Source organism: Marinobacter sp. BSs20148 (assembly GCF_000283275.1).
Taxonomy (GTDB): Bacteria; Pseudomonadota; Gammaproteobacteria; order Pseudomonadales; family Oleiphilaceae; genus Marinobacter; species Marinobacter psychrophilus.
This window is the reverse complement of the sequence record NC_018268.1, coordinates 731,654-753,798: the sequence shown is the minus strand read 5'-3', so window position 1 is coordinate 753,798 and position 22,145 is coordinate 731,654. Positions and strand designations below refer to the sequence as shown.

The 22,145-nt window shown below is 55.8% G+C and carries 19 protein-coding genes; 2 read left to right on the top strand and 17 right to left on the bottom strand.

Going from position 1 to position 22,145, the window contains the following annotated elements; translation table 11 throughout:
- Positions 1-17: 17 nt before the first annotated feature.
- From cgtA to rplU, 3 genes are all read right to left on the bottom strand, one after another.
- Positions 18-1,211: an Obg family GTPase CgtA gene (gene cgtA / locus MRBBS_RS03385; protein ID WP_014870020.1), complete on the bottom strand. Its 1,194-nt coding sequence runs from the start codon at positions 1,209-1,211 to the stop codon at positions 18-20.
- 150 nt (positions 1,212-1,361) lie between these two features.
- Positions 1,362-1,622 carry a 50S ribosomal protein L27 gene (rpmA, locus tag MRBBS_RS03380; protein WP_014870019.1) on the bottom strand — a complete coding sequence of 87 codons (261 nt, stop codon included), beginning with the start codon at positions 1,620-1,622 and terminating at the stop codon, positions 1,362-1,364.
- 34 nt (positions 1,623-1,656) lie between these two features.
- Positions 1,657-1,968, bottom strand: coding sequence for a 50S ribosomal protein L21 (rplU, locus tag MRBBS_RS03375; protein ID WP_014870018.1), 312 nt, complete (start codon positions 1,966-1,968; stop codon positions 1,657-1,659).
- Positions 1,969-2,199: 231 nt separating this feature from the next.
- Here rplU and MRBBS_RS03370 point away from each other — a divergent pair, with 231 nt between their 5' ends.
- The gene (locus MRBBS_RS03370) at positions 2,200-3,168 is read left to right on the top strand and encodes a polyprenyl synthetase family protein (protein ID WP_014870017.1); all 969 of its coding nucleotides are present in this window, start codon (positions 2,200-2,202) and stop codon (positions 3,166-3,168) included.
- A 103-nt stretch (positions 3,169-3,271) separates the two neighbouring features.
- Here MRBBS_RS03370 and MRBBS_RS03365 read toward each other — a convergent pair whose 3' ends face one another.
- The 9 genes from MRBBS_RS03365 to glyA form a co-directional block, all read right to left on the bottom strand.
- On the bottom strand, positions 3,272-3,934 hold the full coding sequence (locus tag MRBBS_RS03365; RefSeq protein WP_014870016.1) for a DUF2057 family protein: 663 nt from the start codon (positions 3,932-3,934) through the stop codon (positions 3,272-3,274).
- A 142-nt stretch (positions 3,935-4,076) separates the two neighbouring features.
- Entirely contained in the window at positions 4,077-4,607 is a 531-nt protein-coding gene (locus MRBBS_RS03360; protein WP_014870014.1) for a phosphatidylglycerophosphatase A, read from the bottom strand.
- A gap of 41 nt (positions 4,608-4,648) precedes the next feature.
- Positions 4,649-5,614 (bottom strand): thiamine-phosphate kinase, encoded by a 966-nt coding sequence (gene thiL / locus MRBBS_RS03355; RefSeq protein ID WP_014870013.1) that lies wholly within the window; start codon positions 5,612-5,614, stop codon positions 4,649-4,651.
- Positions 5,615-5,622: 8 nt separating this feature from the next.
- Entirely contained in the window at positions 5,623-6,123 is a 501-nt protein-coding gene (nusB, locus tag MRBBS_RS03350) for a transcription antitermination factor NusB (RefSeq protein ID WP_014870012.1), read from the bottom strand.
- Complete coding sequence (gene ribE / locus MRBBS_RS03345) at positions 6,123-6,599, bottom strand: 6,7-dimethyl-8-ribityllumazine synthase (protein ID WP_014870011.1); 477 nt, start codon at positions 6,597-6,599, stop codon at positions 6,123-6,125. Before ribE ends, nusB begins: the two co-directional genes overlap by 1 nt.
- A 44-nt stretch (positions 6,600-6,643) precedes the next feature.
- Positions 6,644-7,759 (bottom strand): bifunctional 3,4-dihydroxy-2-butanone-4-phosphate synthase/GTP cyclohydrolase II, encoded by a 1,116-nt coding sequence (gene ribBA, locus MRBBS_RS03340; protein WP_014870010.1) that lies wholly within the window; start codon positions 7,757-7,759, stop codon positions 6,644-6,646.
- A 52-nt stretch (positions 7,760-7,811) separates the two neighbouring features.
- On the bottom strand, positions 7,812-8,927 hold the full coding sequence (ribD, locus tag MRBBS_RS03335; RefSeq protein WP_014870009.1) for a bifunctional diaminohydroxyphosphoribosylaminopyrimidine deaminase/5-amino-6-(5-phosphoribosylamino)uracil reductase RibD: 1,116 nt from the start codon (positions 8,925-8,927) through the stop codon (positions 7,812-7,814).
- Positions 8,924-9,439, bottom strand: coding sequence for a transcriptional regulator NrdR (gene nrdR / locus MRBBS_RS03330; protein ID WP_014870008.1), 516 nt, complete (start codon positions 9,437-9,439; stop codon positions 8,924-8,926). Before nrdR ends, ribD begins: the two co-directional genes overlap by 4 nt.
- A 69-nt stretch (positions 9,440-9,508) precedes the next feature.
- Positions 9,509-10,762, bottom strand: a complete 1,254-nt coding sequence (gene glyA, locus MRBBS_RS03325) for a serine hydroxymethyltransferase (protein WP_014870007.1) — start codon at positions 10,760-10,762, stop codon at positions 9,509-9,511.
- A gap of 280 nt (positions 10,763-11,042) precedes the next feature.
- Here glyA and ettA point away from each other — a divergent pair, with 280 nt between their 5' ends.
- On the top strand, positions 11,043-12,704 hold the full coding sequence (gene ettA / locus MRBBS_RS03320) for an energy-dependent translational throttle protein EttA (protein WP_014870006.1): 1,662 nt from the start codon (positions 11,043-11,045) through the stop codon (positions 12,702-12,704).
- 1 nt (position 12,705) lies between these two features.
- On the opposite strand, the gene MRBBS_RS03315 is transcribed toward ettA, so the two are convergent.
- From MRBBS_RS03315 to gltB, 5 genes are all read right to left on the bottom strand, one after another.
- Entirely contained in the window at positions 12,706-13,104 is a 399-nt protein-coding gene (locus MRBBS_RS03315) for a PilZ domain-containing protein (protein WP_014870005.1), read from the bottom strand.
- 261 nt (positions 13,105-13,365) lie between these two features.
- Complete coding sequence (gene radA, locus MRBBS_RS03310; protein ID WP_014870004.1) at positions 13,366-14,745, bottom strand: DNA repair protein RadA; 1,380 nt, start codon at positions 14,743-14,745, stop codon at positions 13,366-13,368.
- Positions 14,746-14,799: 54 nt separating this feature from the next.
- A complete protein-coding gene (gene hemE, locus MRBBS_RS03305; protein WP_014870003.1) occupies positions 14,800-15,885 on the bottom strand; it encodes a uroporphyrinogen decarboxylase in 1,086 nt (361 codons plus the stop codon).
- Between the two features lie 129 nt (positions 15,886-16,014).
- Positions 16,015-17,433 (bottom strand): FAD-dependent oxidoreductase, encoded by a 1,419-nt coding sequence (locus MRBBS_RS03300; protein WP_014870002.1) that lies wholly within the window; start codon positions 17,431-17,433, stop codon positions 16,015-16,017.
- Positions 17,434-17,517: 84 nt separating this feature from the next.
- Complete coding sequence (gene gltB / locus MRBBS_RS03295) at positions 17,518-21,966, bottom strand: glutamate synthase large subunit (RefSeq protein ID WP_014870001.1); 4,449 nt, start codon at positions 21,964-21,966, stop codon at positions 17,518-17,520.
- Positions 21,967-22,145: the final 179 nt, after the last annotated feature.

The window sequence follows — 22,145 nt, the reverse complement described above, 5'->3', positions numbered from 1 at the left end:
TCTCTTACAGGTGCCACCTACTCCGGGGCGTAAACCACTTCTACGTCACCATCATCGTCGTCGTTGTCGTCATCGTTGTCTTCTTCGCGGGCAGCGCGGCGAGCCATCTTTTCTTCGGTAATGCGGGCGCGGGCCTCTTCATCCATCTGGCGGCGGCGGACTGCTTCCTGCTCGGCCGCTTCGGGGTTTTCAGCCTCTTCTGCCGCACGCTCCTCAATCCAGCGCATAACGGCTTGAGTCAGGGGTTTGGTACCTTCGCCGCTCAGGGCAGAGATGCTGAATACCGGACCTTTCCATTCCAGCTCATCAACAATGGCCTGACAGCGGGCCTCACGCTCGTCTTCCGGCACCATGTCGACTTTATTCAGCACCAGCCAGCGATCGCGATTGGCCAGGGTTTCGCTGAATTTTTCAAGCTCGTGGGCGATGGCTTTTACCGCATAGGCCGGCGATGAACCGTCATAGGGGGCCACGTCTACCAAGTGAAGCAGTAGGCGGGTACGCACCAGGTGCTTCAGAAAACGGATGCCCAGACCGGCGCCTTCGGCTGCACCTTCGATCAGGCCGGGGATGTCGGCAATCACAAAACTCTGGTGATTTTGCACTCTGACCACGCCCAAGTTTGGCACCAGGGTGGTAAACGGATAGTCCGCCACTTTTGGCGTCGCCGCAGATACAGAACGAATGAAGGTCGATTTACCGGCATTGGGCATACCCAACAGCCCCACATCGGCCAGTACTTTCAGCTCTAGCCGCAGATTCCGGGTTTCACCCTCAGAGCCTTTCGAAGTCTGCCGTGGAGCACGGTTAATAGAGGACTTGAAGCGGGTGTTACCCAGGCCGTGAAAACCACCCTGAGCGACTTTCTGGCGCTGACCTATGCGGGTCAGGTCACCCAGAACTTCGTGCGTGTCCATGTCCACTATGGTGGTGCCTACCGGTACCGGCAGCACCAGATCTTCGCCTTTGATACCGGTGCAATTGCGGCCGGAACCCTGTTGGCCGTTATGGGCTCTGTGCTGGCGCTGAAAGCGGTAGTCAATCAAAGTGTTCAGGGCATCGTTGGCCTCCAGATACACAGAACCGCCATCGCCACCATCGCCACCGTCAGGCCCGCCCCGGGGCACGTATTTTTCACGGCGGAAACTCAGGCAACCGTGGCCGCCCGTACCTGCTTCCACAATGATGGTGGCTTCGTCTACAAATTTCATATTAGCTGTTGCTCTTTATGGTATTGGCTGCTGTTCTTTACGATGTTGGCTGAAGCTCTTGCTGATAACTGTGCACTAAAAGCGAAACCCTACAAACCAAAAAACCCCGCAGCCTCAATGAAGCAGTGCGGGGCTTTCGGAGACCACTACTTATGCAGCTGAGACGATGCTTACATATTTGCGGTTCTTAGGGCCTTTTACTTCAAACTTCACCTGACCTTCGGCTTTCGCGAACAAGGTGTGATCCTTGCCAAGTCCAACGTTAGTGCCTGGGTGAAAGCGGGTGCCACGCTGACGAACAATGATACTGCCTGCGGATACGCTTTCGCCGCCGTAGCGCTTCACACCAAGTCGTTTCGACTCGGAATCGCGACCGTTACGGGTACTACCTGCTGCTTTTTTATGAGCCATGATAAGCCTCCTAATTAAGGGGTGATTCCCGAGATTAGCCCTGAATACCCGTGATCTTTACTTCAGTAAACCACTGACGGTGGCCCTGACGCTTCATAGAATGCTTCCGGCGACGGAACTTGATGATCTGGATCTTGTCGTGACGACCGTGGCTGACAACTTCCGCAGTCACTTTGGCCCCTTCAACAACTGGTGCGCCTACTTTAACGTCGTCGCCGTTGGCGATCAGCAAAACACGGTCGAACTCAATGTTACTACCGGTTTCTACTTCCAGCTTCTCCAGCTTCAGAGTTTCGCCTTCCTTCACACGGTGCTGTTTGCCACCGCTAACAATAACTGCGTACATGTCTACTCTCCGCGATTGACCCATCCCTGCTCTTATCCACCTGGTTCTAAGGGAAGCGCTTTGGCAACCCTATAGCAGGGAGCGCAGGTTGGGATGAGTTGGGCGCGTGATTGTACGAAAAGCCGCCACGCAATACAAGCTGTGTTGACACTCTTCGCCTTGTTACCTAGCATTGCCGCGACCCACCTGTTTTATCGACAGCAACAACACAGCCAAACACCGGAACCCTTCATGACAGCCCAACGCATCTACGACACCGTGGCAGACGACTTCAGCCGCGTTAACGAACTGATCATCCAGCGTTTGTCATCCGATGTTCCGATGGTCGAAAAAATTGCGCAGTACATCATTGAAAGCGGTGGCAAGCGCTTGCGGCCCCTACTGGTTCTGCTCGCAAGCCGCGCTTCCGGCTATAGCGAAGACAATCACCTGAAACTGGCCGTTGTTATCGAATTTTTGCACACCGCCACCCTGCTCCATGACGACGTGGTAGACACCTCCGACATGCGCCGGGGGCGCAGCACCGCCAACGCCAAGTGGGGCAACGCACCCAGCGTGCTGGTGGGCGACTTTCTATACGCCCGCGCGTTTGAAATGATGGTCGAGCTGGAAAGCCTGCCAATTATGAAGGTGCTATCACACGCCACCGCGGTGATAGCCGAAGGCGAAGTAATGCAACTGATGAATGTGAAGAACCCAGACTTGACCGAAAACCAGTACATGCAGGTGATTCATAACAAGACGGCGATGCTGTTCGAAGCATCTTCGCACTCCGGCGCCTTGCTAGCCGGCGCAAACCACGCCCAAGAAGAAGCGCTGAAGAATTATGGAAAGCATCTGGGGCTGGCATTTCAACTGGTGGACGACGTACTGGACTATCGCGGTGACGCCGAAACCATGGGTAAAAACGTGGGTGACGACCTGGCCGAAGGTAAAACCACATTACCGCTGATTTATGCCATCGCCAACGGCAGCGATGACGAAAAACAGCTGATTCGCCGCGCGATCCGCAAGGGCGGGCTAGACGATCTGCAACCGGTTCTGGCGATTATAAACACCACCGGCGCGCTGGATTACGCCATGGACAAAGCCAAAGATCAGGCACAACAGGCCAAGGACTGCTTGCAAAGTCTACCCGCTAGCGAACACCTCGACGCGCTCCACCTGCTGACCGACATTGCGGTTGCCCGCATCAGCTAAACAGCAGCCACCTAGCAATCAAAACCCTTAATACCCACAAAAAAACCTGCATCGTTGCGATGCAGGTTTTTTTGTGGCACGCAGCCTTTCCAAAACGTGAGCGTTATTCGAAAGCCCAGCGCAGGAAGTTTTTCTTCTCTTCGTCTGAGGCGTTTGCCCACACAGCCTTCAGAGTGTCCAGAGCATTGCCTTGCGCTGCGGCTGACGTCGCTTGAACGCCGGCTATTCCCGGAATAGGTGTTCTGGCGAGTGCTTGGCTTGGCACGTAATTCGTTGATACGGTCGCTACCTGGCCAGCACTGCTTACAATCTCCGCTGAAAAATCTTTCATCTCACGCTCGGCTTCTCTGCGCGTTGTCGGCTTGTCAAAACGGAACTCGTAGACAGTGCCGGCTTTGGCGTCAAAGTTGGCCAACTGCGGCTTGCTTTCAACAATATCAACCTTGGACTCGCCATTATCCACGACGGTGGTCTTTGCCCAGATGGTTTTGTACACAAACACCACATCGTTCTGCCCGGGCAAAAGAGCGTAGTCGAGCGCCAGATCATCCATCAGGAAGTTGCCCACGGAGCGCCCGTTAACCGCCGTTACCCGAATTTCTCCCGGTGCTTTCAAGGTCGCCGCATTCACGGCCTGGGCCGGGTTACCTTGCCAGGTTTCTACACGGCTCATGGAGCTGGAACAGCCAGCAAGAACGACCAGCATAACGGCAGGAAGCAGCAACCTGAAAACAGAAAACGAGCCAGACAGACGGCGATGATTCATTGAATCTCCTTGATGCAACAATAAAGAAAAGGTGCAAAATCAACTGTATCGGCTACAGCCAGCTTTTGTTCTACGCATTCTGACCAGCGACCGTGAGCAGGGCAAGCGCCACAGAGCCAGTTTCACAAAAACCATGCCGTTGTCAGGAAAAAACCTGCGGCATAATCCATAAATCAATCAAATAAAGGCAAACCAAGGCCATTATGGCGGCCACTACGTCATCCACCATAATACCGAAGCCCCCAGGCAGGCGCTCGTCCAGCCAATTAATGGGCCACGGCTTTATAATGTCAAACAAGCGGAACATGACGAACGCAAGTAATACGCCAACGATGTGGTCTGAAAACAACCCCAAGGCAATCCACATGCCCACAAACTCGTCCCAGACAATACCGCCATGATCGTGCACTTTCAGATCGCGGGCGGTTTTTCCGCACAGCCACACTCCCACAATAAACGCCAGAGCCACAATGGCCCAGTATATGGGCTGGGGTAGCCAGGAAAACGTATACCAGATAGGAATGGCCGCCAGACTGCCCCAGGTTCCGGGTGCACGGGGCATTGCGCCGCTGCCAAAGCCAAACGCAAGAAGGTGAACAGGATCGCGCAAAAATCCGGGTGGCAATACGCCTTCCGGCAAATCCGGTCCTGTTGAAAAGTCGTTCTGGCTCATCGGGGCCCTGACGCAGTATGAAGAATGTCGGCCACCCGCTGCTAAGTGATAGAAAAGTGATCGAAGCCCGGACGCTGTGAATAAACCATACCTGCGTCTGCATTTAGCCGCAAGCCTGGCTCCCGCTGCACCTGCCCGATAACCGTCAGCTGCTGTTGCAACTCGCGGCTGGCGGCGGCCCAGCGCTGTTCTGGAACGGTTACGCAGAGTTCGTAATCGTCGCCGGACTGCAATGCAAACCCTGCCGCGGCCTCGCCCTTGATCTGCCGCAGGGCTGCCGACAGAGGTAGTGCTGCAAGATCGATGGTTGCACCCACTCCAGAGGCTCGCAAAATATGCAGCAAATCGGCGTGCAACCCATCAGAGATATCAACCGCTGCTGAAGCCACCGAACGCAGCGCAATACCCAATTCCAGCCGTGGCTGCGGGTAATGGTAGCGCTGCAGTACACTTGTTGCGTCAGTCGCGGGAGCCGTGTCGTACAAAAAGTCCAGCGCTGCACCGGCATCACCCAGCTGGCCGCTAACGCACACCAGGTCTCCCTCACGTGCGCCGTCGCGACGCAGAGCCTGACCCTGGGGAACAGTGCCATGCACTTGCAGGCTCAGCGTCAGGGGGCCTCGAGTCGTATCACCTCCCGCCAGCACAATGCCAAACTGTTGGCCGGCCTCGGCCAGTCCGGCGGCAAAGCCTTCCAGCCAGGCTTCATCGGCGGCAGGTAAGGTCAGAGCCAGTGTAAAACACACCGGCTGTGCGCCCATAGCGGCCAGATCACTCACTGCCACAGCGAGCGCGCGCCACCCCAAAAAGCGAGGACAATAACCAAGCGGAAAGTGCACACCTTCAACCAGCGTGTCCACTGAAAACACCAAGTCTTGATTGGCAGGCACACGCTGAATAGCGCAGTCGTCACCCACTCCAAGCAACAAACCGGAGCCGTCTAAGGCGAGCTTCGTCGCCTTCGCCATTGGCGCAAAGTAACGGCGAATCAGCTCAAACTCGCCCATGGCAGCCACTAACGCGGGCGGATTTCAGCCAGCCGCAGCCGCCGGCTTAATTTGTCCAGTATGCTGTTTACAAACCGGTGGCCCTCGGTACCGCCAAAGCGTTTCGCCATTTCAATGCCTTCATTAATGACGACCTTGTAGGGCACATCCAAGCGGAATTTCAGCTCATAGGCGCCTAAGCGCACAATGGCCAGTTCTACCGGATCTACCTCTTGCAACGGGCGATCCAGAAACGGTTCGATCAAGCGGTCCAATTCAGCCTGCTCACGGCTGGTGCCGTGCAGCAGGTCACGAAAATACAACAGATCCACTTTGCTCATGTCGTTATCGACCATGAACTCGGCTTCAATGTTAGAAACTGCGCTTTTGCTGAAATGGCGCTGGTATAGCCCTTGCATCGCCATTCCACGGGCGCGGCGGCGGTCACCGGCTTTGGGCTGGGCGGCTTTTCCCGGGCTGGAAGTCGGCTCGGGGGTTGAACCGGGTATAGTGTCTTCGGGTAGGCTCATTACTCACCCAGCTTCTTGAACAGGCTGACCATTTCAAGCGCTGTAACGGCCGCTTCTGCGCCTTTATTACCGGCCTTGGTGCCTGAACGTTCAATAGCCTGTTCGATGGAATCCACAGTCAGAACACCAAAGGCTACCGGAATATCGGTTTCCAGGCTGACAGCACCCAAACCACTGGCAGCTTCGCCAGCAACGTACTCAAAGTGCGGCGTGCCACCACGAATAACAGCGCCCAGGGCAATAATGGCGTCGTAATTGCCGGTTTCTGCAACTCGCTTGACCGCCAACGGCATTTCGTAAGCACCTGGTACACGAATGACAACAATGTCTTCATCCGCGATACCGTGGCGGGTCAGGGTATCCAGAGCACCGTCCACCAGGCTCTCTACCACAAAACCATTAAAACGCCCCACAACCAGAGCATAACGGCCGCTGCAGTGGATAAAATCGCCTTCAATTACTTGAACTTCCGCCATCGGTGGCTCCTGTCAGGCTGCCGCAGCATACGGCAGCGGATTGATCATTCGGGGATATAAGGCACGTACTCGACCACTTCCAAATCAAAGCCGGAAATGGCGGAGAATTTCATCGGCGGGCTTAACAGGCGCATTTTGCCCACACCAATATCTCGCAGAATTTGCGAACCAGTGCCCACCGTAAAGTACACGCCAGAGCTGTCTTTGCCGGCACCGCTACGGCCATGTTCATAGAATTCCTGAATACGGTCTTCCAGGTTGTAACTGTCTTCAGCGCCGTTAAGCAAAACTACAACACCGAGCTCCTCAGCAGCCACTTTCTGCAGCGCCCGATGCAACGGCCAACTACGAGAATCGCGCCGGCGGGCTCCCAGCAAGTCGCGCAGGGTATCGGTAATGTGTACACGCACATGCACCGACTGCTCTGGGGAAATGTCCCCCATGGTTAAGGCCAGATGAATGGTGCCATGAATGCTGTCACGGTAAGTGTGCAGCTTAAACAGGCCGTATTCGGTGTCCAGCTCGTTTTGCTCTATGCATTCAACCGTGCGTTCGTTGGTGGTGCGATAGTGAATCAGGTCTGCGATGGTTCCGATTTTCAGGTTGTGCTCGGCGGCAAAGGCTTCGAGATCTTCGCGCCGCGCCATAGAGCCATCATCTTTCATGATTTCACAGATCACGCCCGCCGGTTCACAACCCGCCAACGCAGCCAGATCGCAGCAAGCTTCGGTGTGGCCAGCGCGGCTGAGCACGCCGCCGGCGTCTGACATCAGCGGGAAAATATGGCCCGGCTGCACCAAATCTGATGGTTGGGCATCGCGGCCTACAGCTGCCTGCACCGTCCGAGCGCGGTCAGCAGCTGAAATTCCGGTGGTAACACCCACTGCCGCTTCAATAGACGCAGTAAACTTAGTACCAAAACCGGAAGCATTTTGGTTGACCATCAGCGACAGGCCCAGCTGCTTACACCGATCGCGGGTCATCGGCATGCAGATCAGCCCACGACCAAAACGCGCCATAAAATTGATGTGCTCGGCCTCGCAATGCTCGGCTGCCATGACCAGATCGCCCTCGTTCTCGCGATCCTCGTCGTCCATCAAAATAACCATTTTGCCCTGACGAATATCTTCAACAATATCTTCGATCGTATTCAGTGCCATACGAGGTTGCACCCTTGCAGCGCTCCTGCCCGGAGCCACCGTGAATTGAAAGTTAGCGACGCGCCAGAATCAGCCTCTGGTCAGCGCCGAGCTGACGCCGGTCAAGCACCTGCCACTGTATTTTGTCTGCCATGGATTCCAGCGGCAAATTAGCCGTTGGCCGCCCGGTACTGCCAAGGAATACCGGGGCCTGATAGAGCCAGAGCTCATCCACCAGATTCTCACTAATAAAGCTGCCTGCCAGAGTTGGCCCGGCCTCTACCAGCACTTCATTGATGCCTATGTCGCCAAGCGTGTCCAACATTTCAGCCACGTTTACACCCTTGTCGTGCCAGGCTACGCCGCGCAGGCGTATGCCCAACGCAGCCAGATCCTGAGCCGCGCTGGTCGCCAGCGAGGCCGTAGCACAGAATACTTGTACTTTACCGCCGCGGAAGATCTTCGCAGATGCTGGCGTGCGGGTATCGCGGTCGGCAATTACCCGTAGCGGTTGCCGCCCGGGCTCGGTGGCGCTGCCAATATCGCCCATTTCTTCGCGCCGCACCGTTAGCGACGGATCATCCGCCAGCACCGTACCCACTCCTGTCAGAATGGCGTCGCTCATGGCGCGCAGGCGCTGCACGTCACTGCGCGACTCTGGCCCGGTAATCCATTGGCTCTCACCCGATGCCATAGCCGTGCGGCCGTCCAGACTGGCGGCCATTTTTAGCCGTACCCACGGGCGCCCGCTGGTCATACGCTTCATAAAGCCCGGATTTAACTTAGCGGCCTCGCCTGCCAACAAACCCACATGAACGCGAATACCGGCAGCCCTGAGCATATCCAACCCGCGCCCGGACACATTGGGATTTGGGTCCAGCGTAGCAGCAAAAACCCGTGCCACGCCGGCTTCTATAAGTGCTTTGGCGCAGGGCGGTGTGCGTCCGAAATGACTGCAGGGTTCTAGGGTGACATACGCCGTAGAGCCGCGGGCAGCAGTACCGGCCAGGCTCAACGCACGTACTTCGGCGTGGGCTTCTCCGGCGCGTTCGTGCCAGCTTTCACCTAGAATGCGATCTCCGCGGGCAATCACGCAGCCCACACGGGGGTTCGGGTGAGTGGAATAACGGCCACGCCAGGCCAACTGAACAGCGCGGGCCATAAAGGCCCGGTCGCGAGTGGTGATCATGACTTTTTTTCCGCGCCCGAATCCGCCAGCGCCTTAGCTACATCTGCAACCGAATCACCATTGCCGGCGGTAAGACGCTCGATTTCTTCCTTGAATTCGTTCACATCCTGAAAGCTGCGATACACCGAAGCAAATCGCACATAGGCTACTTTATCTAGCTGGCGCAGCTCAGCCATCACCTCTTCACCCAAACGCATAGATTTTACTTCGCGCTCGCCGGTGGCACGCAGCTGCGCCTTGATGTGGCTCAGAGCGGTATCTATTTGTTCGATACTGACTGGGCGTTTTTCCAGCGCTTTCATCAACCCGGAACGCAGCTTTTCTTCGTCAAAAGGCTGCCGTGTGCCATCCTGTTTCACGACCCGCGGCATAACCAGCTCGGCAGTTTCAAAGGTAGTGAACCGTTCGCGGCACGAAAAACATTCCCTGCGGCGACGCACCTGATTTCCCTCTGCCACCAGGCGCGAGTCAATCACTTTGGTATCGTCTTCACCACAGAATGGACAATGCATAATCAGAAACTCTGGAGAGAACCCCAGGCCCAGCCCAAACGGGCCTGGCCTGGCGTAACAACTGGCAACTTACGCGTATACCGGAAAGCGGGCGCACAGGGCTTCAACCTGCCCGCGCACACGGTCAATCACGGCTTCGTCGTTCAGGTCGGCAAGAATGTCACAAATCCAGCCGGAAAGTTCGCGACATTCTGCTTCGGCAAAACCACGAGTGGTAACAGCCGGCGTACCAATGCGCAGACCCGACGTAACGAAAGGCGAGCGTGGGTCGTTCGGTACCGCGTTTTTGTTCACGGTAATATGAGCCCGGCCCAGTGCTGCATCGGCGTCTTTACCGGTGATGTCCTGTTTGATCAGGCTTAACAGGAACAGGTGGTTTTTGGTACCGCCAGACACCACGTCAAAACCGCGATCAACGAACACTTCGGCCATGGCCGCAGCGTTTTTGACCACTTGCTGCTGATAAGTCTTGAATTCGGGGCTCATAGCCTCTTTGAAGCAGATCGCCTTGGCCGCAATCACGTGCATCAACGGGCCACCTTGGCCACCGGGGAATACCGCGGAGTTCAGCTTCTTGTGCAGCGATTCGTCGTCACAGGCCAGAATCAGCCCGCCGCGGGGACCGCGCAGGGTTTTGTGAGTAGTGGTGGTCAGCACGTGAGCGTGGGGGACTGGGTCAGGGTAAACACCCGCTGCCACCAAACCAGCGACGTGTGCCATGTCGACGAACAGGTAGGCACCCACTTTATCGGCAATCTCGCGGAAACGGGCGAAATCAAGATACTGCGAATAAGCGGAGAAGCCGGCAATGATCATCTTCGGCTTGTGCTCCACCGCCAACGCCTCCACGTCGTCGTAATTGATCAGACCTGTATCGGTGTCGATACCATATTGAACAGCGTTGTAAATTTTTCCGGAAAAATTCACGCTGGCGCCGTGGGTCAGGTGGCCACCGTGGGCCAGGCTCATGCCCAATACCGTATCGCCCGCATTCAGCAGAGCTAGAAACACCGCTGAGTTGGCCTGTGAACCAGAGTGCGGCTGCACGTTGGCGTAGGCCGCTCCGAACAATTCTTTGGCACGGTCAATAGCCAGCTGCTCGGCAATGTCTACAAACTCACAACCACCGTAGTAACGCTTGCCGGGATAACCTTCCGCGTACTTGTTGGTCAAATCACTGCCCTGCGCTTCCATCACCCGCGGGCTGGTGTAGTTTTCCGACGCAATCAGCTCGATATGAGCTTCCTGGCGATGGCTCTCCGCCTGCATGGCGTTCCAGAGCTCGTCGTCAAAACCGGCGATTTTCATATCACGATTAAACATGGATGCGCTGCCTCTGTGTGCTTGGCTGACCGTAAAATTTAGCCCGCTATCATAGCTCATTGTCGGGGGTAAAATCACCCTTTAAACCGCCAGCGATTGTTGACGCAGGCCAACACATAATTCCGTACTGTTCAACTCGGGGACAGATTTGACCTTGGATACAGATTTAAAATCTGTCCCCAGATACAGTGAAATCTACTTCAATTGCTATAACTGGGCCATTTCGCTACCTTACTGCGGTTAATTACGCACATTTGAAACCCCGGAGGATTCCACTCTTATGGCCCAGTACGTATACACAATGAACCGCGTTGGCAAAGTGGTTCCGCCCAAACGCGAGATACTCAAGGACATTTCCCTGAGCTTTTTCCCGGGCGCCAAAATTGGCGTGCTCGGCTTGAACGGGTCGGGTAAATCCACTCTGCTGCGCATCATGGCCGGCATTGATCAGGATTATTCGGGCGACGCCCGCCCTCAGCCCGGCATTAATGTCGGCTACCTGCCCCAAGAGCCAGAGCTGGACGACAGCAAGACCGTTAAGGAGATTGTCGACGAAGCCGTGGCCGAAGTTCACAACGCGTTAGCAGAGCTTGACCAAGTGTACGCCGCTTATGCCGAACCGGATGCCGACTTTGACGCCTTGGCCAAAAAGCAGGAAAAACTGGAGGCTGTAATTCAGGCCACCGACGGCCACGACATTGAACGCAAAATGGAAGTCGCCGCCGATGCCCTTCGCCTGCCGGCCTGGGACCAGATGGTAAAAAACCTGTCCGGTGGTGAACGCCGCCGCGTGGCACTGTGCCGCCTGCTGCTGTCGGGCCCAGACATGCTGCTGCTGGACGAGCCCACCAACCATCTGGATGCCGAATCGGTTGCTTGGCTGGAGCGATTTTTGCACGACTATGAAGGCACCGTTGTAGCCATCACTCACGACCGTTACTTCCTGGATAACGTTGCCGGCTGGATTCTGGAGCTGGATCGCGGCCACGGCATTCCGTTTGAAGGCAATTACAGCCAATGGCTGGAAAACAAACAGAATCGCCTGGAGATGGAATCCAAACAAGAAGCCTCACATCAAAAAGCCGTGAAACACGAGCTGGAATGGGTGCGCAGTAACGCCAAAGGCCGCCAGTCCAAGAGCAAGGCCCGCTTGGCGCGCTTTGAAGAAATGAGCTCGCAGGAATTCCAGAAGCGCAACGAAACCAACGAATTGTACATTCCACCCGGGCCCCGCTTGGGTGACCAGGTGATTGAAGTCAACGGCATTAACAAAGCCTTTGGCGATCACCTGCTGTATGAAGACGTGTCTCTACAGGTACCACAAGGCGCCATCGTAGGCATCATCGGCGGTAACGGCGCGGGTAAATCGACCCTGTTCCGCATGATTGTCGGCAAAGACCAACCCGATGCAGGCAGCATTACCATCGGCGAGACCGTAAAGCTGGCTTATGTTGACCAGAATCGCGATCTGGACGGCAGCAAAACCGTTTGGGAGCTGCTCAGCGAAGGCCAGGACACGATCAAGATAGGCAACTACGAAACGCCGTCAAGAGCCTATGCCGGCCGCTTTAACTTCAAAGGCGCCGACCAGCAAAAACGGGTGGGCGACTTGTCCGGTGGCGAGCGCAATCGCTTGCACCTGGCCAGCCTGTTAAAAGAAGGCGGCAACGTGCTGCTGCTAGACGAACCTACTAACGATCTGGACGTAGAAACATTGCGCGCTCTGGAAGAAGCCCTATTGAACTTTCCTGGTTCGGCTTTGGTAATCTCTCACGATCGCTGGTTTCTAGACCGGGTAGCTACTCACATTTTGGCGTTTGAAGACGACGGCGAAGTGATTTATTACGAAGGCAACTTCAGTGACTACGACGAAGACCACAAGAAACGCAAAGGCGATTCGGCCATGGTGCCACAACGCATGAAGTACAAAAAGTTAGCGTGATTTAATAAGCTTTGGGAGTCTGCACGCCCACGGGCGTCAGCAGATTCCCTAATTCCCGCTCCAACAAAGCAGGATCCCCAAGATTCAGCTCCACCAGCCTGCGCAAATGCGTGACGCTATCCATATCTATGTACTGCACCTGAAACCCCAAGTGCTGGTCTTCGACGTGGCGCAACACCACCGCCATCACAATACCAGCCTCGGTACCGTTCAGAAATACGGTTATCTCACAAAGCTCATCCACTGCCACAACCCATTGCGGCGGACGTTGCAAAAGCACGCCTTTCAGCGAAATATCCAGCACCTGAGCCTGCCAGATCTGCTCTTGCCACTGCACTTCGCAGGCGGCATCAAACTCAATGCGGTGAAAACGGCGTTGCTCGGTAGCGGGGGTTGTCACAAAGAACTCCTGAAAACGGACTTACTGTTGACTATAGACCGGCTCAAGACAAACCGAAAGCATCAATAGTTGGCGGCGTGACAGCTGCTTTCCGCCCTATTAGAGGGAACCTCCCACTTCTTAGGCAACAACCGGTCTCCAGACTGGGGACATTAGGGACAGATTTCAAATCTGCCCCTGGTCTTGCACTTTGGTTTTAGGGACGGATTTGAAATCCGTCCCTGGCCTTGTTCTTTCACCACTATGTTTGCGCAGATTTTGCTAAAGTTCGTCGAGAGCCGTCAGCGCGTCACTCAGCTTTGTCACCGGAATAACCTTCATGCCGTTAATGGCTTTACGCGGGGCGTTGCCTTTTGGCACCAGCGCGTGGGTAAAGCCATGCTTGGCCGCCTCGTTAATCCGCTCTTGGCCGTTGGGCACTGGGCGAATTTCGCCAGACAGACCTACTTCGCCAAAAATCATCAGATCTTGCGGTAGCGCCCGGTCGCGGAATGACGACACAACGGCCGCCAAAAGTGCCAGATCGGCACTGGTTTCAGCGACTTTCACGCCGCCCACCACGTTCACAAACACATCCTGGTCCGCCACGTGCATGCCACCATGACGGTGTAAAACCGCCAGCAACATGGCCAGCCGGTTTTGATCTAGCCCCACGGCCACTCGCCGGGGATAACTACCCTGAGCCGTATCCACCAGCGCCTGAATTTCTACCAGCATGGGCCGAGTGCCTTCCCACACCACCATCACCACACTGCCGGGCGCAGCTTCTTCGCCACGATTCAAAAAGATAGCGGATGGGTTTTTCACTTCTTTCAGGCCCTGCTCCAGCATGGCGAACACGCCCAGCTCGTTCACCGCACCAAAGCGGTTTTTAATACCGCGCAAGGTGCGATAGCGGCTATCGCTTGAGCCTTCCAGCAAAATGGAGCAATCAATCATGTGCTCCAGCACTTTTGGCCCGGCTAGGCTGCCGTCTTTCGTAACATGTCCCACCAACAGCAAAATGGTGCCGGTCTGTTTTGCAAAGCGGGTCAGAAACGCCGCGCTTTCACGTACCTGTGACACGCTGCCGGGCGCCGATTCGGAATCGGCCACGTGCATCACCTGAATACTGTCAATCACCAGAATTCGTGGTTTTTCCACTTCAACGACCTGTAACAGCCGCTCAACGCTGGTCTCTGACAGCATTTTCAAATCTGAGGTAGGCAGGCCAAGTCGCTTGGCGCGCATGGCCACCTGTTGCAGAGATTCCTCGCCGGTTACGTAAAGTGCCGATACCGAGCTTGCCAAGTTGCACACAGCCTGTAACAGCAAGGTGCTCTTACCGGCGCCGGGGTGCCCGCCCATCAATACAGCCGAACCTTCCACCAGGCCACCGCCCAGAACCCTGTCGAATTCCGCCATACCGGTGCTCAGGCGAACCTGTTCCGCCAAACTGACATCATTCAGGCTCTGCACCGCCGACAGGCTGCCGGCAAAACCTTCGAAGCGGGAACCGCGGGCGCTTTTATTGGCCTGTGCCGAAACGCCGCGCACCTCACTGAGAGTGTTCCACTCCTTACAGGCCGTACACTGGCCCTGCCACTTGGAGAAGTCGGCACCACAGTCGGTGCAGACAAATGCGGTTTTCACTTTGGCCATAAATCAGCTCTGGTGTTGTTCGTTTTAATGGTGCTCTTAGTTTTGGTGGTGCTCTTAGTTTTGGTGGTGCTCTTTTTTCTGGTGGTACTGCGGGCTCAGCTCTACCACCGCTTCTATGAACGCGCCGGCGTGGGCAGGGTCTACATCCGGCGTAATGCCGTGGCCCAGATTAAAGATGTGGCCCGTGCCATGGCCAAAGCGGCGCAAAATATCACCCACTTCTTCACGGATACGCGCGGGCGGCGCGTAGAGCATGGTTGGGTCCATATTGCCCTGCAGCACGACCTTATCGCCAACTCGAGCACGGGCGTCGCCAATGTCAGTCGTCCAGTCCAGGCCTACGGCATCCGCACCGCAATCGGCAATCGATTCAAGCCACTGGCCGCCGTTCTTGGTGAACACAATCACCGGCACCTTACGGCCTTCGCTTTCCAGATTCAGGCCAGCGATGATTTTGCGCATGTACTTCAGGGAGAACTCTTCATAGGCCCAGGTGCTGAGTACGCCGCCCCAAGTGTCAAAAATTTGCACCACTTGGGCGCCGGCGCGAATCTGCCCGTTCAGGTAATCGGTGACCGCATCCGCCAAGTGGTCCAGCAACTTGTGCATGACTTCCGGCTGGCCGTACATAAGCTTTTTGGCTTCGCGGAAATCTTTCGACGAACCACCCTCCACCATATAAGTGGCCAAGGTCCAGGGGCTGCCAGAGAAACCAATCAGCGGCACCCGTCCGTTCAGCGCACTGCGGATCGTCGACACCGCATTCATCACGTAATCCAGATCGACCTCAGCGTTGAGTTTTGGCAGCGCGTCTACATCAGCGGCCGAACGGATGGTGTGTTTGAACTTCGGGCCTTCACCGGTTTCAAAATACAGACCCAGACCCAACGCGTCAGGAATGGTCAGAATGTCAGAAAACAGAATGGCTGCGTCCAGCGGGAAGCGCTCCAGCGGTTGCAGAGTTACTTCACAGGCTAGCGGCGTGTTTTTGCACAAACTGAGAAAGTCACCGGCCTTGGCGCGGGTAGCGCGATATTCCGGCAGATAGCGACCGGCCTGGCGCATCATCCATACCGGCGTGCGGTCTACGGGCTGGCCCATCAGGGCGCGAAGGAAACGATCGTTTTTCAGTTCAGTCATAAAAATGTCCAGCGTTCTCAGTCATTAAAAGGTCATAACATTCAGCAAACAATGATACCCCGTTTGTATCAATAAAAAAGGGCGACCTGTTTTTGACAGGCCGCCCTCTGATTCACATCAACGCCAACTTCAGATATCCAGATAATCCAGAATGCCTTCGGCGGCCTGTCGACCTTCCCATATGGCTGTTACCACCAAGTCGGAGCCCCGCACCATGTCACCGCCGGCAAACACCTTGGGATTGCTGGTCTGGAAGGCAAAATCCGCTTGCTCCGGCGCCGTTACCAAGCCGGAATCGCTGGTGCTCACCTGGTGCTGGCCGAACCATTCTGCCGGGCTGGGGCGGAAACCAAAGGCCACTAGCACCGCGTCTGCAGGAATGATTTCCTCACTGCCCGGAATCACTTCCGGACGGCGGCGACCGTTTTCGTCAGGCTCGCCAAGCTCGGTAGACACCACTTTCACGCCTTCCACCTGACCGTCACCGACGATAGCCACCGGTTGGCGATTAAACATGAAGTTCACGCCTTCTTCGCGGGCATTCGACACTTCCCGCCGTGAGCCGGGCATATTGGCTTCATCGCGACGGTAAGCACAGGTCACGCTGGCGGCTTGCTGGCGAATGGAGGTGCGATTGCAATCCATGGCAGTGTCTCCGCCACCAAGCACCACCACTCGCTTACCCTGCATATTGATGAAGTCCTCAGTACTGACTTCGAAGCCCAGACGGCGATTTACGTTAGAAATTAGAAATGGCAAAGCCGCATGAACGCCGGCCAGATTTTCGCCGGGGAAATCACCTTGCATGGAGGTGTAGGTGCCCATACCCATAAATACCGCATCGAAGTCGCTGAGCAAATCGCTCATCTGGATGTGTTTACCGACCTCCGTGGACAGGCGAAATTCAACGCCCATTTCTTCAAACACGTTGCGGCGGCGCGCCATTACCGACTTTTCCAGTTTGAACTCGGGGATACCGAAGGTCAGCAGCCCGCCAATTTCCGGATAAATGTCGAACACGACCGGCGTTACACCGCTACGCACCAGCACGTCGGCGCAAGCAAGACCCGCGGGCCCTGCCCCAATCACCGCTACGCGCTTGTCGGTGCGCACCACCTTAGACATATCCGGCTTCCAGCCTAGAGCAAAGGCAGTATCGGTAATGTACTTTTCTACCGAGCCGATGGTGACCGCGCCGTAACCATCATTCAGGGTGCAGTCACCCTCACACAAGCGGTCTTGCGGGCACACTCGCCCACACACCTCGGGCAGCGAATTGGTCTGATGGCAAAGCTCAACGGCCTTCATGATGTTGCCTTCAGCCACCAGCTTCAACCAGTTGGGAATGTAGTTATGTACCGGGCACTTCCACTCACAGTATGGGTTACCACATTCCAGACAACGGTGAGACTGGGACGCCGCCTGATTCTGGGTGATAGGTGTGTAAATTTCCTTGAATTCCTTTTTGCGCTTGCGGGCCGGAACCTTTTTCGGGTCTACCCGCCCTACTTCTACAAACTGGAAGTCGTTATTCAGTCGCTCTTTCATGGTTAGCTCTCTACATTCGTCTGTTCGCGCTGATTCACTTCGGGGCCTATCCGTTGGGTGTCAACGGGCGGCCCCTCGCTGGCTTTATTCCGGGCGCGCCCGAGTATTGGCCAGCAGGCTACGCAAGTTTGCGGCCTTGGGCTTCACCAGCCAGAACCGGCCAATGTAATCGTCGAAATTCGCCAGCAGTTGCTGGCCCCACTCACTGGCAGTTTCCGCAATGTGTCCACGAATAACGCTGCGCAGGTGGTTGCGATAGGCTTCCATACTTTCACTGGAGATTCGCTGTATCTCCACAAGCTCATGGTTGTATTTATCAACAAAGGTATTGTCTTGGTCCAGCACATAAGCAAAACCACCGGTCATACCTGCACCAAAGTTGTGTCCAGTTTGACCCAGCACCGTCACCAGGCCGCCCGTCATATATTCACAACAATGGTCACCGGCACCTTCTACCACCGAATGGGCGCCGGAATTGCGCACGGCAAAGCGTTCGCCGGCCGTACCTGCCGCAAACAAATTGCCGCCGGTAGCACCATACAGACAGGTATTACCGATAATCGCGGTTTCCCGAGCTTCGAAAACACTGCCGCGGGGGGGGTAAACCACCAGCTTGCCGCCGGTCATGCCTTTACCCACATAATCGTTGGCGTCGCCTTCTAATATCAGGTTCAGGCCGGCGACGTTCCACACACCAAAGCTCTGGCCAGCCGTACCGGTCAAATCCAGCGTAATGGGGGCGTCTGCCATACTTTGGTTGCCATGCAGAGCGGCTATTTCACCCGACAGCCGCGCACCAATGGAGCGGTCACAATTAGTGACTCGATAACTCCAGGCACCACCGCTCTTGTTGTCGATGGCACTGCGAACGTCGCTGAGCATTTTTTCCGCAAGCGTGCCCTTATCAAAGGGTTCGTTGCGTGGGACCTGGCAGGTTTGCGGTTTATCCGCTGGAATCTGATCGTTGTTCAGCAGGCGGTTCAAGTCCAGTTTGCGCTGGCGTTCGGTATCACCCGGCAGACGCACCAGAAGGTCTGTGCGGCCTACCAGCTCCTGCAGGGAGCGCACTCCCAGCCGTGCCATCCATTCACGGGTTTCTTCCGCTACAAACCGGAAGAAGTTCATAGCCATTTCCACCGTGCCTTTGAAGTGTTCTTCACGCAGCTGCTCATTCTGGGTTGCCACACCGGTGGCGCAATTGTTCAGGTGGCAAATTCGCAGGAATTTACAACCCAGCGCCACCATCGGCGTGGTGCCAAACGCAAAGCTCTCGGCACCCAGGATGGCTGCCTTCACCACATCCAGGCCAGTTTTTATGCCACCGTCGGTTTGCAGGCGAACTCTGCCGCGCAAATCGTTGGCTCGCAGGGCCTGCTGAGTCTCCGCCAGCCCCAGTTCCCAGGGCGAACCTGCGTAGCGGATCGACGTCAATGGGCTTGCCGCCGTGCCGCCGTCGTAACCCGACACCGTAATCAGATCCGCATAAGCTTTCACAACGCCCGCTGCGATAGTGCCCACACCAGGCTCAGACACCAGCTTCACCGACACTAGCGCTTGCGGGTTAACCTGCTTTAAATCAAAAATCAGCTGGGCCAAATCCTCGATAGAATAAATGTCGTGGTGTGGTGGCGGCGAAATCAGCGTTACGCCCGGCACCGAGTAACGCAAACGAGCAATCAGCTCGTTCACTTTACCGCCTGGCAGTTGTCCACCCTCACCCGGCTTAGCGCCTTGGGCAATCTTAATCTGCATAACGTCGGCGCTGCGCAAATATTCAGCGGTAACGCCAAAACGACCTGAGGCTACCTGCTTTATTTTTGAACGTTTTTCGTTGCCATAGCGAGCCGGGTCTTCGCCGCCCTCACCGGAATTGGAGCGTCCACCCAGAGTGTTCATGGCCACCGCCAGGGCCTCATGGGCCTCTGGCGACAGTGCACCCAGGGACATCCCCGCCGAATCAAAGCGGGTAAAAATCTGCTCTACCGGCTCAACCTCGGCCAAGTCCACCGGCTGGATGCCTTCGCGGAACCCGAGCAGGTCCCGCAGGGTGGCCACCGGCCGATGATTGACCAACCCGGCGTACTCCTGATACTGGCGATAGTCGCCACTGGTAACGGCATCTTGCAACTTGGCCACAATATCCGGATTGAAGGCGTGGTATTCCTGACCGTGCACGTATTTCAGAATACCACCCGGTGACAGTGGCTTGCGCGGCTTCCACGCCAGCTTTGCCAGCTGCTCTTGGTCGTGCTGGAAGTCGTAGAAATCGGCGCCCTGAATCCGGCAGGGCACACCCTTGAAGCACAGATCGGCCACTTCATCGGCCAGACCGATGGCCTCAAACAGCTGGGCTCCTCGATAGGAGGCAATGGTAGAAATGCCCATTTTGGACAGGATTTTCAGCAAACCCTTGTTGATACCCTTGCGATAGTTATTCTTGGCGTCGATAGGATCCACCAGCATTTCGCCAGTGCGAATCAGATCGTTAAGCACTTGGTAGGCTAAGTATGGGTAAACCGCTGTGGCGCCAAAACCGAATAGCACCGCAAAATGGTGAGGATCTCGTGCCCAGCCGGTTTCTACCACGATGTTGGAGTCGCAGCGTAAGCCCTGAGCGACAAGATGATGGTGCACAGCGCCGGTAGCCATGAGCGCGTTCACTGGCAGGTGGCCCTGCTGCAACCCGCTGTCACGCAAAAGAATTTGTGACTTGCCATCGCGTACTGCCTGTTCCGCAGTGGCGCACACGCGCCTGATTGCCTGCTGGAGACCCTCTTCCGGGGCATAGCTCAGCGCAATCGACTCTACTGCAAAACCGGGACGGTCATTCACCAACATACGCTGAAATTTTGCCGGCGATAAAACCGGAGTATTTAGAATCACCCGGTCGGCGTGCTCGGCCGCTTCTTCGAACACATTGCGCTCGGCACCCAGGCAAGTTTCGAGCGACATCACGATGGCTTCGCGCAGCGGATCAATGGGAGGGTTGGTAACCTGAGCGAACTTTTGGCGGAAATAGTCGGCTAGGTGACGCACTTTACTGGACAACACAGCCATTGGCGTATCGTCGCCCATGGAACCTACTGCTTCCTGACCGTTCTCGCCCAGAGGGCGCAGTATCTGGTCGCGCTCTTCAAATGACACGTTAAACATCTTTTGGTGAACCAAAAGTTCGTCGGCGCCAAGCAGCTCGAAATCCGGGGCGTCCTGATGCAGTGTCGACTCTACCCGCAGAGCGTTTTCCCGCAGCCAACGTTTATACGGCTGAGCCGTTTTCAGACGTTGATCGATATCGCGGGTGTGCAGAATCTCGCCGGTTTCTGTATCAATGGCCAGCATCTGCCCGGGGCCAACGCGACCCTTGGCTACTACGTCATCCGGCTTGTAACCGTAGGTACCGATTTCCGAGGCGACGGTGAGAAAATCGTTTGTGGTATGTACCCATCGCGCCGGACGCAGGCCGTTGCGATCGAGCATACACAAAGCGTAGCGACCGTCGGTCAATACCAAGCCGGCAGGGCCGTCCCAAGGTTCCATGTGCATGGAGTTGTATTCGTAAAAGGCGCGCAGGTCTGCGTCCATGGTGTCTACGTTTTGCCATGCCGGCGGTACCATCATCCGCGCAGCGCGGAACAGATCGACACCCCCTGCCAGCAGCAATTCCAGCATGTTGTCCATGCTAGAGGAATCGGATCCGGTCAGGTTAACCAGCGGTTGCAGCGTTTTCAGGTCCGGTAGGTGCGGCGAGCTAAATTTGGCTGCACGGGCAATCGCCCAATTACGGTTACCATCAATGGTATTGATCTCGCCGTTGTGGGCAAGATAACGGAATGGCTGCGCCAGCGGCCAGCGCGGCATGGTGTTGGTTGAAAAACGCTGGTGGAATACGCAAATGGCGGTCTGCAGATCCGGGTCGTCCAGATCGCGATAGAAATTCGCCAGGTCTGCAGGCATCATCAAGCCTTTATAGGCCAGCGTGCGGTGCGACAGGCTGCAAATATAGAATTCGCTGTCATCAGCCAGATCACGCTCAGCAAAACGGCGGCCAACAAACAAACTAATGCCAAATTCACTTTCTGGCTTACCCGCAGGCAATACAAACACTTGTTCAATGCGTGGCATACAATCCAGCGCCATAGGGCCCAGGCAAGAAGTATCGACCGGCACATCGCGCCATCCCATCACCTCCAGCCCCTGCTCACACAGACGTCTTTCCAGAACCGCCTTCGCGGCCGCCGCCGGGCCTTCTTCGGAGCTCAGAAACACCTGGCCCACAGCGAACAGATCACCCGGCTCTTTGCCAAACTGCGCACGGGCCACCTTGCGGAGAAAACTGTCCGGGCTTTGCAACAACAGCCCGCAACCATCGCCGGTTTTACCATCGGCGGCAATACCGCCGCGGTGAGTCATACACGTTAGCGACTCAATGGCGGTTTGTAGCAATTGATGGCTGGCTTCGCCCTTGGTGTGAGCAATCAGGCCAAAGCCACAGTTATCTTTGAATTCACCGAGTTGGTACAAGCCAGTTGTCATAAGCACAATCTCTCTGTAAAAGCCTTTATTATCATCGAGCCACCGAAAATCACACGAATAGCTCTATGACATTTTTAACATAGGTACACCAGTCTACGCAGATGAAAATTCACTGCTCAAATGGCAATTTAAAATATCTAACGTTATGCACCAGTACGGATCACAAAAACTAGGTAATT